This is a genomic window from Microvirga sp. GN3, assembly GCF_055792825.1.
The window spans coordinates 48,207-61,704 of sequence record NZ_JBVVAK010000012.1 but is presented as its reverse complement, the minus strand read 5'-3'; the positions used below and the strand labels follow the sequence as shown (position 1 = coordinate 61,704).

The window sequence follows — 13,498 nt, the reverse complement described above, 5'->3', positions numbered from 1 at the left end:
CGACTATGGGAGAACTGCTCACGACCGAGGCCCTGTCGGCCTTCCTTCAGGTGATCATGATCGACCTGGTCCTGGCCGGCGACAACGCCGTGGTCATCGGCCTCGCCGCGGCAGGCCTGCCGAAGGACCAGCGCAACAAGGCGATCCTGGTCGGCATCATTGCCGCTACGGTGCTGCGCATCATCTTCGCGCTCCTCACCACCCAGCTTCTCCAGATCGTTGGGCTGCTCCTCGCAGGCGGCATCCTGCTGCTCTGGGTGTGCTGGAAGATGTGGCGCGAACTGCGCGCAGGGCATGCGGAAAGGGATCTCGAGGCCGAGGAGGCCCTCGAGGACCGCGACCTCGACGGTGACGGGCAGATCGCCGAACATGCCCCGCGCAAGAAGTTCCGACAGACGGCGTGGCAGATCGTGGTTGCCGACGTGTCGATGTCGCTCGACAACGTGCTCGCCGTGGCGGGCGCCGCGCAGGAGCACCCGGTGATCCTGGTTTTCGGCCTCGGACTGTCGATCGCCCTGATGGGGGTTGCCGCGAGCTTCATCGCCCGCCTGCTCCAGAAGCACCACTGGATCGCCTATGTCGGCCTTGCCGTCATCCTCTACGTGGCCGTCGAGATGGTCTATCGTGGTGCCCTCGAGGTCTGGCCGCGATTGGCGATGCCGTGACCGTGGCGGCGATGACAGACCGGAGTCTGTCGGTTTTTGGGAACCGTGCGCACCGGCCTGCATGGGGACGCCCGGCCTCGCGACCGGACGTCCTGATCATCGGGAGAAGAGGCGTCGCCTTACTTGGCGCGGGGCGCCTTTACCGGGGTGACCGCAGCCTCCACAGCCGGGCGCAGGACGCCGAACGGCGCGAAGGTGTCCTGGGCGAGCTTCGTGTAGAGCTCGCGGGTCTTCGTGGTCTGGGCGACTAGGTCCTTGTAGGCGTCCTGGACATACGCGGTCTGGATCTCAATCGCCTTGTCGAGCGACTTCGCGCCCACGAGCCTCTCGAACGTGGCGGCACCCTGCTCGAACGACTTTTTCGCGTAGTCGGTGTTGTCGACGACGATTGCCTGCGTGCCAGCGGAGGCGACGCCGAAGGCCTTGATGGCCGCGTCGAAGCTGTCCTTGCCGAGCTTCTGAACGTTTTCGATCTGCTGGTTCATGGTAGTCCTCCGGTGGGGAGGCCTGACGCCTCCGTGCATGACTTGGCCGCGTGAAGCGCTGGCTGTCCCTTTATTGTGCAGTGCACAATTTATGTCAAGTCGAATTGTGCACTGCACAATCGCCGCCTATTCAACCGTTCATGCCCAGAACAGGACGATACCTGCGGCCCCCCGGCACCAAGGAGCTGGTTCGAAAAGGGACACGTCGATCTCCACGGGCCGTGAGCGGTGCGCTGCCATCCGTACTTGCTTGGAGGGTCGGTATGCCTTCGTGTTTCCGGATCGGACCCGACGGGCTCGAGCCCGCATTTCCCTGCCGATCGTGAACCAAGGCACCTGGGTTCACGCTGCCGTTGGAAGGGAGATGATCATGAGAACCGCATATTTCGTTTTCCAATCGGCCAGCGCCCTTGACCTGCGCTGCATCATCGGGGCTTCCGACGGCTCCATGCTTCCCGCGGAATACGGTCCTTGGTCGCTTCAGCGGCAGATCGCTCCGGATGTGCCCTGGACCGAGGACGTCGACCTGTCGGTCGTGGATTTCGGCATCGAGGAGAATGGCGGTTCTGTCGCAAACTCGCTTTTTACGTGCCTATACTGGAGGACCCGTAGTGACCGGCTGCTGTAGAATCAACGGCTTAGCGCCGCTGCCTTGACGCCAAAATGGGGCTGAAAGTGCCTATACTTCGAGTTTGCGACAGAACCGGATCGTGCGGTCGCCGCCTACCCCTCAGGCATCTTGACGTATTGTGCTGGGATTAGGCGCACAGGCTGACTGAGCGCTTGGAGCTACCGGACCGTGTGGTGGAGGCCGGCGCTGCCTTCCATCCCGATTCAATATGGGGAATGTTCGCAAGATGCGAGGCGAGCCGAGCCCGGTCGCGATTGATCTACGACTCAATAGGGCCTCGCTCATGCGGGCCAACGAGATGAAAAGTGTTCTTGGCCAGGGCAATGCGCAGGGTCGCAATCGAAGCAGGCACAGAAGCCCGTAACCTGTGACGTGCTCCTTGCGTGGCTCGAAGTCTCGCAGCTTACGAGCAAGCGGGGCAGGAGCACGGCCAGCCTATCCCATGAGCTGCCAGGAAATTGGGACGTACTGCTACCATGGCCGCCCTAAAAGTACTGGTTGCCGATGTGAAAGTCGTTGAAATTGCTCTTGATGAAGTTTCTGCGACGAGGTCCGAAGCCGATACCAACGATTGGAGGTTGTCATGCGCCTAGAGCTTAGGCACCCTGCCTTCCATAAGGTGCTGATCTGTTTTCTGGTTCTCCTTAGCCTGCTCTCAGATGCCAACGGGCAAACTCGGGAAAAGATCAGCGTCGGAGCTCTTCGCTTCAGCTCCTCGGGTCCGCTCTTCCTCGCAAAGGAGCGCCAATACTTCGCCGACGAAAATCTTGACATCGAAATCGTATTCTTCGAAGCGGCCCCAACGATTGCAACCGCCGTTGCTTCCGGCGATCTCACATTTGGTGTCACAGCGCTTAGCGCCGCGCTGTTCAATCTAGCCACGTCCGGGCAGCTAAAGATCATCGCCGGACAGGCGCGAGAAGAGAGAGGCCATCCCGGAAATATGATCCTTGTCACGAAAGCGGAGTTCGAGGCTGGCGTGAACCGAATCGAGCTGCTTTTCAATAAACCGTTCGGCCTCACGCAGATTGGTTCACCTTCCCATTATCAACTTGGTCAGCTCGCCCGCATGCACGGTGTACCTCTTCGTTCTATTCCTATTCAACCCTTCCAAGCCTTGCCAAACTTGGTGGCCGCCCTCAAAGGAAATAGAGTAACGTGGGCGATCATCGCTCCGCCCATCGCAACAAATCTTCTCGAATCGGGAGATGTCGTTCGGCTTGCGAATTACGCCGATTTCGGAACCTTCCAGTTCGGCGGCGTCTTCGCGACCGAGAGCACCCTCCAGCACCGGAGTGATGCCGTCCGTCGATTCCTGCGGGCGTATAAACGAGGATTGCAGGACTACGCCCACCTCAATGCGCAGGATCCTAGGTCCGATACCCAACTGGCAGCACAAGTCGACGATACCGCTTCCGTGATCGCGAAATATCTCTATCCGAATGAAAACCCCGAGGCGGCGAAAAGGAAGGTTCGGGACGCGGCATTCTATGTTGATCCTAGTGGGCGCATAGATGCTCACGACATCGCGGAACAAATCCGGTGGTACTTCGAGAACGGATTTATCCGTCAAGAAATCGAGGTCTCTAAGATTATGCGTCTTGAATTCCTCGACTAATTGATCCTTCGAGCAAATGAGGCGCTAATGCCTGCTGGGGACAAGCTATCTGAAAGATAGGAGCGATTGACCAACTCTGGCGCCATCTTGTTCTCTTTACCGGCGGTACGAGCACCGTCTCGTACAACGTGCGGGGGGCAGGATGTCTTCCAACGCCAGGGCTGCGCCCCTAAAGCCCTCACTGGAGAGCGTGTTGCGCTGGACCAACGCCCATCGGGCGTTGCCGACGGACCTCTCTCCCTCTACTGCCGGAGTTCTTCTCAATTGCGCAGTCTGACCCCTCCGTGGCTTACTTAGGGTCGGAAACCATCTCATACTGCTGCATAACGAGCTCTCTCACTCGTGACGAGCTTGCGGCCAAGCTAGGAGCGCTCGAGGGCCATGGAGATTCTGATTGATAACGTGTGGCATGCCTATGAAGGTTTGCCCGTTCTCCATGGTGTGTCGCTCGAAATCCAGAGCGGCGAAATCGTATGCATCCTTGGCCCTTCCGGTTGCGGCAAATCGACACTCCTTCGTTTGATTGCAGGACTTGAGGTACCCGGCGCGGGTCAGATCCTGACCCGCGGGACGCCCTTACCTCGAACTCTGCACCCAATAGCCTTCGTCTTCCAGGACTTCGCCTTAGTTCCCTGGCGGTCGGTTGCTAGAAACGTTGAACTCCCGCTCGAGCACCATGCCTTGTCGAAGCAGGAACGGCGGCAACGGGTTTCGTCCGCGCTCCACCGAGTCAAACTGACTGAGTTCGCACAGACCTACCCGAACCGCCTATCGGGTGGAATGCGTCAGCGGACCGGACTTGCCCGTGCGCTTGTCGTAAATCCTGCCGTCCTGCTGCTGGATGAGCCTTTCTCTGCGGTTGATCTCGGAACACGTGAGCTCCTCCAACGCGATCTACTTCGGCTTTGGGAGGAGGTTCATTTTACTGCTATCTACGTGACGCACGACGTCTTCGAGGCGACACAGATGGCTCACAAGGTGATCGTTCTGTCCCGTCGACCCGCCCACGTTCAAAAGATCATCGAGATCGGCCTTCCCCATGCTGACCGTAGCGAGGAGCATCCGACGCTTGTTGCAATGCGGGAAACGATACGGGAGACTATACGAGGGGAGATCGATGCAGCTGACTGGGAGCTTGTCGGTGCACCTTAGAACCAAGACAGATGCGGTCAATCAGATAGCAGCGTTTCCGGATGCGGGGGCGCCGGTCGGTCGTCTTGGCGAGTTCAATGCAAGACCAATACCCCGACTCTCCCTTGCGACCTTCGCTATCGTTTTTGTTCTTTGGTGGACGGCAACGTTGTCCGGCAACAGCTCGATAGGCCTCCCCACCCCGAATGATGTCATGGCTGCGTTAGGGGATCTTGCTCGAAGTGGTGAACTGCTGAAGCATCTGGGCGCTTCCTTGCAGCGGTTGGTCTTGGGATGGGTCCTGGGCGCCTGCTGCGGGGTAGGTGTCGGCTTCGCGATCGGACTCTTCTCATGGGGGCGCTCCATCGCATTGCCATTAGTATCAGCGATTTTCCCCATCCCGAAGGTCGCGCTGCTCCCCCTCTTCATTCTGTGGTTTGGTATCGGAGAAGGCTCGAAGGTGGCGACGATTGCTGCTGGTGTCTTCTCGCCAATGGTTTTTGCAGCCTATTCAGGAGTTGGTAGTGTCGACCGCAACGTGATTCGGATGGCGCAAACCTTTGGGGTTCCGAGGCGCAGCATCGTCTGGAAGATCATGCTGCCGGGAACAGTTCCGGCTCTCCTCTCCGGTTCTCGGATCTCGTGTTCGATCGCCCTCATTCTGCTCACTGCGGCGGAAATGATCGGGGCGCAGCATGGACTAGGCGCCTTGGTCCTTGCGTCAGGGAATCTCATGCGAGCTGACCAGTTGTTTGTCGGCATCCTCGTGCTATCGACATTAGGCGTGTCGGTCTCGGCCCTTCTTTCGTTTCTGGAGCGCGTCCTCGTATATTGGCGTTAGAAGACACGGACGGCATATCGATCCATCATTCGCGCTAATGCGGCCTCTTCACGTCCTCGACTTCGGCTCAAGGATATCGTAGCGGGCCTTACTGCACGAGCACTGAATAGTGCCGTGTGAGGCGCACCGGCTCGGACGGAGCAGGGGAACACTGATAGATCGTGCCTCCTGGCGAACCTCATCAACCCTCGATGATTGAAATCCCTTTTGCTTCTGCCGTCTCCGGATTCTGCAACAATCCGATGATCTCCTGCGCAAACTCCTCCCTGTTGATTTTGCCCATGGAATTGCGGGGGATACCGGAAACTGGCACTAGGCTGAATGGAGGCAAGCCGGGCAGCATCGACCGAAGTCGCGGAGGAAGATCTCGGATCGCCTCTGGATGAGCGGCCACGACGATCGCCAGCCGAGCGCCCCCACCTCTGTCTGGAATAACAATTGCACAGGCATCCTCAATACCTGCCTGAGAGCGGGCGGCATCATCAATTTCGCTGGCCGAAAGCTTTACGCCGCCGACATTCAAAGTTTCCGCCTCTCTTCCGAGCAGGATTAGCAATCCCCCACTTGAAATCTGAGCGATGTCGCCTGGATAGAACCAGCCATCCGAGAAATGCCGAGCAGTCGCAACCGGGTCGTTCAGGTAAGCCGAAACTGAGCTATTTGTCTTGATCCGGATCCGGCCGGGCGCTCCAGCGGGCAGGATCGCGCGATTATCATCGCCAATCTGAACTTGGACGTCGGGGAATATTGAGCCGACGGCTCCAGGATGTTGATCGAGCACCCGCGCGTCGGCTAGCGTGACTCCGCCAGTTTCCGACGATCCGTAGGCGATCAGAACTTCCGAGCAAAGATTGGCCAGCAGAAGGTCCCGCAGTCTGATGGAAAGGCGCCCCCCCGCAACGATGACCGGACCGTTCACACGCGCTTGGGAACCCGCCGGACGACTTTGGAGAACAGCATTCAGGGCAACGGGCGAGGCAATGATCACGTTGACCTTGCTCTGAATCAGATCCTCAAAGGCACGATCAGGTGTCCTTACGAAGGCGACCGATCCACCGGCCAACCAGGCTGCGAGAGTTGCTGTAAATCCATAGGCGGAATCAGGACCTAGGCCACACCAGAGAACAGATTGCGCCTGGAGACGGCTTCGACCGGCCGTTCCAGAGAGGCGACGCTTGAGTGCTGCCGAGTCGAGATGGATCGCCTTCGGCTTCCCCGACGTACCGGAGGTGAAGCAGATTCTGCCAAGGTGGCGTTCCGTTTCTTCAGATGGCGGTAAGGAAACGCTGCAATCCGATGGCGTACTAAGCCAGTCCGCTCTGATCTTAATCAGCTGAACTGCGTCACGGCAAATTGGTGGATTTCCTTCCGCGCAGATAATGATGGAAAGATCGGGCAGAGCTTCGATTTCCGCCTGGAAGCGGCTAGTCAGCGATACCGAGACCGCACCAAGCCTCATAAGCGCCAGGACCACACACCAATGAGCGGCTGATTGCAAAATGTAAATACCAATGCTTTGGCCTGCGATAACCCCAGATGCCGAAAGTCGTCGGGCAACGGTCTCAACGTTACGGTGAAGTCGCTCGTAAGAGATGAGGGCGTCCCCGGAGTGAAGGGCGATCTTCGATCCAGAGGTGGCGGAGCTATAAGCCAACAGATTAGAAATGTGCATGGGTGTCCCCATTCGCCTTCCCCCGGTTTTATGATGTGGTCGGCACTTCGCTTGTGGCTTGAACGGCGATGATCGTTTCTCACCAAGAACTTGTGCTCTAGAATGTAGGCTGCCTTCTCGCAGGTGGAAGGAGCCCCAACTTACTCGCCGGCCCTGGGTATTATCAGTCGGCCTAGCATTTTTAGGGAGGGATGGAGCCTCACAGACGGTATGGTTTAATGAGATCAAAAGCCAACTGTCATATTCTCGTCCTACAGGATAATCATAAGGACGAACCCCGCTCTAAACACTCGCTGCTGCCTTTTCGTCTCGATCAGTTGCCTTCAATGCAGCTGACCGCAATCACGATTTACAAGCAAGAATTTAATTGAACAAGGAATACGGTCTTTACTTGAGATTTTAAACAATCACGAAGTATTCTCTTAGGTAATACCCCTTAAGTATAAGCATATTCCTCCCGGCAACTTCAGGAAATCCGCTTTACATCGGAACGTTTACTCGTCTTCCAAATTATGGGAGTTTGAGAGATCTATCGCCGACGGGCGGCAGCCGTATCTTCGCTGCTCAACCTCCCGCGGCTATTACGGACTTATAATTCTAGAATTCACAACCAGCGGTTCATGGTCGTATTAAAAGCTACTTAAGCGTTATTCCTTGGCAGCCAAGGCCGGCTAGAGGAGGAAAGCACGATGGCCCAGTTTATCGGCGACGAAAACGCAAACGACAAAACAGTCAACATTCCCGCTATGTCACCCCTCCCGCCGTTTATGGGATATCCAGTTGCCGACCATAGTGCCATTGAAACTCTCGGACCGTCGCAGGCCATGGGAAACGACTCCCTGTATGGTGGCGACCCTGCGTTACACGACTTTGTAACCGACCCTACTGGTAACGATAACGATCCTGTGTGGGGCGCAGGAAATGATTTGCTCCAAGGCTATGGTGGTTCGGACGTGTTGTACGGTGGTGCGGAGGACGACATTCTGTTCGGACACGCCAGACCAGGCCAAGAGAGCAATGGCGGCGCCGATGCGTCCGATACGCTCTATGGCGGCGCCGGAAACGATTGGCTCTCCGCCGACTGGACATTGGGAAATGATGGCGATGATACCTTGGACGGCGGCGATGGCGACAACGATACGGCCGTGTTGGTAGGAGCTCAGTTGGACTATACCTTCTCTGGAACAGCAACGGACTTCACCGCCACCAGAATGGGAGCGAGCGAGACGGAGACGCTCCGAAACATTGAGTGGGTTACGTTTAGTAATGCCTTCAGCAATAGCGCGAGGGTTGCGGTTGCGACCCTGCTACCCGACACTGCGGGGCCGGGTGTGATGGTTGTGATTGCGGATACCGCTCTCAACGATCTCGACAACAGCTCGCAGGTAACATTTAACTTCACGGAGGCGATTGCACCGGCGAGCTTCACGCAAGAGGATGTGAGTGTCGCAAACGGTGTGCTGTCCGGGTTCAGCGTCGCTCCCGATGGCTTGACGGCAACAGCGACATTCACGGCGACCGACAACATCAACGCCACCGGTTCGGTCTCGGTGGCGGCCGGCAGTCTCACGGATGTCGCCGGCAACCTGAACACCGCCTCGAATACCGCCACGGTGGCGATTAACACCATAGACGTCGACACTGCGGGGCCGGGTGTGATGGTTGTGATTGCGGATACCGCTCTCAACGATCTCGACAACAGCTCGCAGGTAACATTTAACTTCACGGAGGCGATTGCACCGGCGAGCTTCACGCAAGAGGATGTGAGTGTCGCAAACGGTGTGCTGTCCGGGTTCAGCGTCGCTCCCGATGGCTTGACGGCAACAGCGACATTCACGGCGACCGACAACATCAACGCCACCGGTTCGGTCTCGGTGGCGGCCGGCAGTCTCACGGATGTCGCCGGCAACCTGAACACCGCCTCGAATACCGATACGGTGGCGATTAACACCAGGACCGAGACCAGAATCGAAGGCGACCCAGGCCCTGACACACTGCGCGGCACCTCCGCCAGCGACATTATGGATGGCAAGGGAGGCAACGACACCTTGTTTGGCAGCGCTGGTGCCGATCAGATGATCGGCGGCTCGGGTAGAGATACCGTGCGTTACACGCGCACCGTCACGTTGGACCTCGAGAATGGAGACCGGGGCACCGGTCAGGCGCGTGGCGATGCCTTCGATTCGATTGAGCGCTTCCAGTTTTCAAACGGCAGCGACAAGGGGTTCGGAGACGCTGGGGCGAACCAGTTCTTCGGCGGCCGTGGCAATGATCGCCTCCACGGCGCTGGCGGCAACGATGTGCTGAGAGGCGAGAACGGTAATGATCGGCTGTTTGGGGAGGATGGCAACGACCGGCTGTTTGGCGGGAACGGAAGGGACCTGCTGGTTGGAGGTTTGGGTCGAGACAGAATGAACGGCGATGCCGGCGCGGACCGGTACGACTTTAACTCAGTGCATGAGTCGAGTGTCGGCTCGCGACGGGATGTCGTCTACTTATCCGCAGGGGACAGGATCGATCTCCGGACCATTGATGCAGACGAGGACACACTCGGCAATCAGGCATTCAGATGGGTTAACAGGAATGACCTGGATGCCGGCTTTACGGGCAGGGACGGACAGCTTCGCTTCTCCAACGGAGTTCTTCGCGGTGACACGGATGGTGACAAGGTGGCCGACTTCGAGATCAGGGTTGTTGGCTTTTTCAACTCGGGAGATGTCATCCTGTAGGGCACCAGTGCGTGGAGAGAGGTGCCGCATGCCATCAGAGCGCTCGGCATACTCTCGATCGGGAGATGTCACATTAACGGGGAATACTGCCCTATACTCGCCAAGGAAAAAACGCGCTAAGGGAAATCAACGACTTGGTCTGACCCAAGGCGGACTTACAGCCTGGCAACCCCGGCCTGTTTTCCAGTTCTCCTGCGGACAGCGTAAGCGTTGAGGTAGCGACATCCTCATGCCCGACCTGGCAGGCATCGACTTCGAAGCAGTCGAACCTCATCGAAGTTATTCGCAGCTGCCGGATGATTCCGGCACTTAAGCTAAAGCAAGGTTGATTAGATTCCATGAGGCCGGCTGGACTGTCACGCGTATCTTGCCGCCTTCCAGCCTGACCTCATCGAGTTTCGACGGCCTGACTCGATCCGGATTGTCCTTCGTGTTTACTGCAAAGAGATCAACATCGGCGAGCTGCAGGGCGGCGACAATTGCCATCTCGCCGAAGCTCCGGGTTTCAACGTCCACCGTCATGGCCTCTCTAAGGTGCCGGTTCAGAAGGAACAGTGATAGACCCCCACGATCGTCGTTCACGGCCGCCACCTTAAGATATGGCACATCGGGAATGGGAAAAGTCAGGTCCAGCTCACCGCGCGGATCATAGTAGTTCGCCGAATAGGCCTCACTCTCGATCTGTGTTCGTAGCACCCTGCCACGTCCGTAGCGGCTCATCTGGGCGAACGGGTAGAATATGGTTTGCCTCCATGCGGGTCCGCCGGTCTCAGTCATGATCGGCGCGATAGCGTTGACGAGTTGGGCGAGACAAGCGACCTTGATGCGATCGGCATGGTTCAGCAATGAGATGCACAGCCCGCCAAATGCCAGAGCATCTTTCATGTTGTATTCCTCCTCCAGGATTGGAGGAGCAATCGGCCACCCCTCCTTTACCCGGGCGCGACGGTTGCGGCGCGTGCGATACCAGACATTCCACTCGTCAAAGCACAGCATCATCCGCTTCGGAGAGCGCCGGCGGGCCGCCACGGCATCAGCAACAGCAACAACTTCGTCGATGAAGCTGTCCATCAGATCGGGCGATGCGAGGAAGGCCGCGGTGTCATCGGCGTAATCATTGAGATAGGTGTGCAGCGAGATGTAGTCGACGTGCTCGAACGTATGCTCAAGCACCTCATCCTCCCAGCGACCGAAGCTTGGCATGTTTCGGGACGACGACCCGCACGCTGTTAGTTCGATGCTAGGATCGATCCACCGCATCATCTTAGCCGCTTCCTTGGCGACGAGGCCGTACTGCGTTGCGGTCTTGTACTCCATTTGCCAAGGACCATCCATCTCGTTCCCTAGGCACCAGAACTTGATCCCGTGCGGCTTCTCGTACCCATGCTGGCGGCGCAGGTCGGAGTAGTGTGTTCCACCCGGATGGTTGCAGTACTCGACAAGGTTTCTTGCAGCATCACCGGCGCGGGTGCCAAGATTTACAGCGAACATAGGCTCGACCTCGGCAGCTTTGCACCAATCCACGAATTCGTTTGTTCCGAAGGCATTCGGTTCGGTCGAGAACCACGCCAAGTCAAGTCTTTTCGGTCGAGCCTCGACTGGACCGATGCCATCCTCCCAATCGTATCCGGAGACGAAATTGCCGCCAGGGTAGCGAATGATGGTGGGACCAAGTTCGCGAACGAGGTCGATGACATCGCGACGAAAACCCTTCTCGTTCGCAGTCGGGTGATCGGGCTCGAAGAGACCGCCATAGACGCACCTTCCAAGATGCTCCACGAACGCTCCGAACAGACGGCGATCCGTCTTGCCGATTGCAAAATCTCGGTCCAACAGCACCGTGGCACGTTGCATGAGAATCTCCGTCAGTTTCGTCTATAAGGACCAAGGGCGCAATCTCCACCTCTCATGTGAAGCTGCTCACCCGGTTAAGTCGCTCTTGAGCGCGGCGTCGGGAGAGAGCACCGACGACTTAAGAAGGATGGAGTAGGGATGTTGCGGGTTGTTGAGGACTGTGCGTGCGTCTCCGCTCTCCACCACCTTGCCCTTCCGCATGATGATGATCCGGTCGCTGATGTAGTAAGCAGTCGCAAGGTCATGAGTGATATAAATGATTGAGACGCCGAGATCATCGCGGAGCGTCTTGAACAGATTCACGATGGCCATTCGAAGCGAAGCATCGACCATCGAGACCGGCTCATCTGCAACGATCAACGCTGGGCCAGGAATGAGCGCCCGTGCTATGGCGACCCGCTGTAACTGGCCGCCCGAAAGCTCGTGAGGGAAGCGCTGGTTGATCTCCATGAATGAAAGTCCCACTTGGCGAAGCGCCTCGTCCGCGATCTGCTCGGCGTCCGCGCGCTTCCTTGCTCCGCGGAAGTAACGGGCGGTCGTGACGAGGTATCGGTCGACCCGGTTCAGCGGGTTAAAGGCCTCGAAAGGGTTCTGGAAGATCGGCTGAACATTCGCCATAAAGCGCATGCGCGCGCTTCTTCCGCCAGCACGCGTCAGGTCGGATCCGCGGAACAGAATGGCACCCGCTGTCGGCGGGATAAGGTTCAGAATCATGCGGGAAAGGGTCGTCTTGCCACTTCCCGACTCACCGACAATCGTGAAGATCTCCGCCCGGTCTCCAGGGAGTGAGAAGCTGACTTCGTCAACCGCGCGAAAGATGCCGTCACCGAACAAGCCGCCTCGCGAATAGGTTTTGGTCACAGTCTCGACAGACAGAAGCGCGCTCATCGCGCAGCCTCCGTAGGTTCCTCGATCTTCGCGGGCTCAACGGCGGGACTCACGGCAAAGCAGGCGACGCGGTGGCCCGGCGAGAGAACTGTCAATGCGGGGACCTCTCGGCGGCAGATCTCCATGGCAAGAGGACAACGGGGATGAAACCGGCACCCGGGCGGCGGCGTCGAGAGGTTGGGCGGGCTGCCGCCAAGCGCCTTCTTCACGCCGGAATCGCCAATCCTCGGCAAGCTGCCGATCAGGTGGGCGGTGTAGGGGTGGAGCGGAGTTGCAAAGATAACGCTGGTCGGCGCCTCCTCGACGAGTCGGCCGGCATACATGATGCCGAGCCTGTCCGCCATGTTGGCGTGCACTGCCATGTCGTGGGTGACGAACAGGATCGACGACCGCATTTCGCGCTGCACGTCGCGGATCATCCGGAGCACACCCTTCTGGACCACGACGTCGAGCGCGGTCGTCGGCTCATCCGCGATGATAAACTCGGGGCGGCAGATAGTAGCCAGTGCAATCGTCACGCGCTGACGCATGCCGCCGGAAAGCTCGTGCGGATACGCGTCAAGGATCGATGGATCGAGGTGGAGCCGTTGCAGGTGCTCCGCGACTAATCCCAGGAATTCTACGCGGGGGCGACCAATATGCACGAAGGCGAAGTCAAAAAATGATCGCTTGATCCGGCGAACCGGGTTGAGCACGTTCATCGAACCCTGCATGATGTACGAGAAGCGCTTCCAGCGCACCGCCGCGAGCGCCTCCCGATCGAGCTGATGGATGTCGCGATCGAGAAAGCTGAACTTCACTGAGCCGCCGACGACGTTGAGCGGAGGACGGTTCGCCGCCGCGATCGTCTTGATGAACGAGGTCTTCCCGGAACTCGACTCGCCTGCAAGCCCGTAGATCTCGTCCCGGTCTATGTGGAGCGTTATGTCATCGACCGCGCGCACCTCGCGGTCGATTCCAAAGTACTTCATCTGATAGTAGGCG

The 13,498-nt window shown here is 58.1% G+C and carries 11 protein-coding genes; 6 read left to right on the top strand and 5 right to left on the bottom strand.

Features of this window, described 5'->3' with window-relative positions:
- Positions 1–5 precede the first annotated feature (5 nt).
- Positions 6–665, top strand: a complete 660-nt coding sequence (locus tag ACS5Q1_RS08605; RefSeq protein WP_473097757.1) for a TerC family protein — start codon at positions 6–8, stop codon at positions 663–665.
- 119 nt (positions 666–784) lie between these two features.
- Here the strand turns inward: ACS5Q1_RS08605 and ACS5Q1_RS08600 are convergent, their stop codons facing one another.
- A complete protein-coding gene (locus tag ACS5Q1_RS08600) occupies positions 785–1,150 on the bottom strand; it encodes a phasin family protein (RefSeq protein WP_473097756.1) in 366 nt (121 codons plus the stop codon).
- A 370-nt stretch (positions 1,151–1,520) separates the two neighbouring features.
- On the opposite strand from ACS5Q1_RS08600, the gene ACS5Q1_RS08595 reads away from it, so the two are divergent.
- From ACS5Q1_RS08595 to ACS5Q1_RS08580, 4 genes are all read left to right on the top strand, one after another.
- The gene (locus ACS5Q1_RS08595) at positions 1,521–1,778 is read left to right on the top strand and encodes a hypothetical protein (RefSeq protein ID WP_473097755.1); all 258 of its coding nucleotides are present in this window, start codon (positions 1,521–1,523) and stop codon (positions 1,776–1,778) included.
- A gap of 586 nt (positions 1,779–2,364) precedes the next feature.
- Positions 2,365–3,399 carry an ABC transporter substrate-binding protein gene (locus ACS5Q1_RS08590; protein WP_473097754.1) on the top strand — a complete coding sequence of 345 codons (1,035 nt, stop codon included), beginning with the start codon at positions 2,365–2,367 and terminating at the stop codon, positions 3,397–3,399.
- Between the two features lie 381 nt (positions 3,400–3,780).
- Complete coding sequence (locus ACS5Q1_RS08585; protein WP_473097753.1) at positions 3,781–4,551, top strand: ABC transporter ATP-binding protein; 771 nt, start codon at positions 3,781–3,783, stop codon at positions 4,549–4,551.
- Positions 4,517–5,371 (top strand): ABC transporter permease, encoded by an 855-nt coding sequence (locus ACS5Q1_RS08580; RefSeq protein WP_473097752.1) that lies wholly within the window; start codon positions 4,517–4,519, stop codon positions 5,369–5,371. Before ACS5Q1_RS08585 ends, ACS5Q1_RS08580 begins: the two co-directional genes overlap by 35 nt.
- 181 nt (positions 5,372–5,552) lie before the next feature.
- Here ACS5Q1_RS08580 and ACS5Q1_RS08575 read toward each other — a convergent pair whose 3' ends face one another.
- Positions 5,553–7,043: a class I adenylate-forming enzyme family protein gene (locus ACS5Q1_RS08575; RefSeq protein WP_473097751.1), complete on the bottom strand. Its 1,491-nt coding sequence runs from the start codon at positions 7,041–7,043 to the stop codon at positions 5,553–5,555.
- Positions 7,044–7,732: 689 nt separating this feature from the next.
- Between ACS5Q1_RS08575 and ACS5Q1_RS08570 the strand changes: the two genes are divergently transcribed.
- Positions 7,733–9,772 (top strand): Ig-like domain-containing protein, encoded by a 2,040-nt coding sequence (locus tag ACS5Q1_RS08570; RefSeq protein WP_473097750.1) that lies wholly within the window; start codon positions 7,733–7,735, stop codon positions 9,770–9,772.
- Between the two features lie 309 nt (positions 9,773–10,081).
- Here ACS5Q1_RS08570 and arfA read toward each other — a convergent pair whose 3' ends face one another.
- The 3 genes from arfA to ACS5Q1_RS08555 form a co-directional block, all read right to left on the bottom strand.
- On the bottom strand, positions 10,082–11,626 hold the full coding sequence (gene arfA, locus ACS5Q1_RS08565) for an arabinosylfuranosidase ArfA (protein ID WP_473097749.1): 1,545 nt from the start codon (positions 11,624–11,626) through the stop codon (positions 10,082–10,084).
- A gap of 66 nt (positions 11,627–11,692) precedes the next feature.
- The gene (locus ACS5Q1_RS08560; RefSeq protein WP_473097748.1) at positions 11,693–12,514 is read right to left on the bottom strand and encodes an ABC transporter ATP-binding protein; all 822 of its coding nucleotides are present in this window, start codon (positions 12,512–12,514) and stop codon (positions 11,693–11,695) included.
- A complete protein-coding gene (locus ACS5Q1_RS08555; protein WP_473097808.1) occupies positions 12,511–13,485 on the bottom strand; it encodes an ABC transporter ATP-binding protein in 975 nt (324 codons plus the stop codon). Before ACS5Q1_RS08555 ends, ACS5Q1_RS08560 begins: the two co-directional genes overlap by 4 nt.
- Between the last annotated feature and the right edge of the window lie 13 nt (positions 13,486–13,498).

Coding starts and splice junctions, on each gene's coding strand:
- arfA (WP_473097749.1), bottom strand. CDS start 11,626: ATGCAACGTGCCACGGTGCTGTTGGACCGAGATTTTGCAATCGGCAAG.
- ACS5Q1_RS08570 (WP_473097750.1), top strand. CDS start 7,733: ATGGCCCAGTTTATCGGCGACGAAAACGCAAACGACAAAACAGTCAAC.
- ACS5Q1_RS08585 (WP_473097753.1), top strand. CDS start 3,781: ATGGAGATTCTGATTGATAACGTGTGGCATGCCTATGAAGGTTTGCCC.
- ACS5Q1_RS08595 (WP_473097755.1), top strand. CDS start 1,521: ATGAGAACCGCATATTTCGTTTTCCAATCGGCCAGCGCCCTTGACCTG.
- ACS5Q1_RS08575 (WP_473097751.1), bottom strand. CDS start 7,043: ATGCACATTTCTAATCTGTTGGCTTATAGCTCCGCCACCTCTGGATCG.
- ACS5Q1_RS08555 (WP_473097808.1), bottom strand. CDS start 13,485: ATGAAGTACTTTGGAATCGACCGCGAGGTGCGCGCGGTCGATGACATA.
- ACS5Q1_RS08605 (WP_473097757.1), top strand. CDS start 6: ATGGGAGAACTGCTCACGACCGAGGCCCTGTCGGCCTTCCTTCAGGTG.
- ACS5Q1_RS08560 (WP_473097748.1), bottom strand. CDS start 12,514: ATGAGCGCGCTTCTGTCTGTCGAGACTGTGACCAAAACCTATTCGCGA.
- ACS5Q1_RS08590 (WP_473097754.1), top strand. CDS start 2,365: ATGCGCCTAGAGCTTAGGCACCCTGCCTTCCATAAGGTGCTGATCTGT.
- ACS5Q1_RS08580 (WP_473097752.1), top strand. CDS start 4,517: ATGCAGCTGACTGGGAGCTTGTCGGTGCACCTTAGAACCAAGACAGAT.
- ACS5Q1_RS08600 (WP_473097756.1), bottom strand. CDS start 1,150: ATGAACCAGCAGATCGAAAACGTTCAGAAGCTCGGCAAGGACAGCTTC.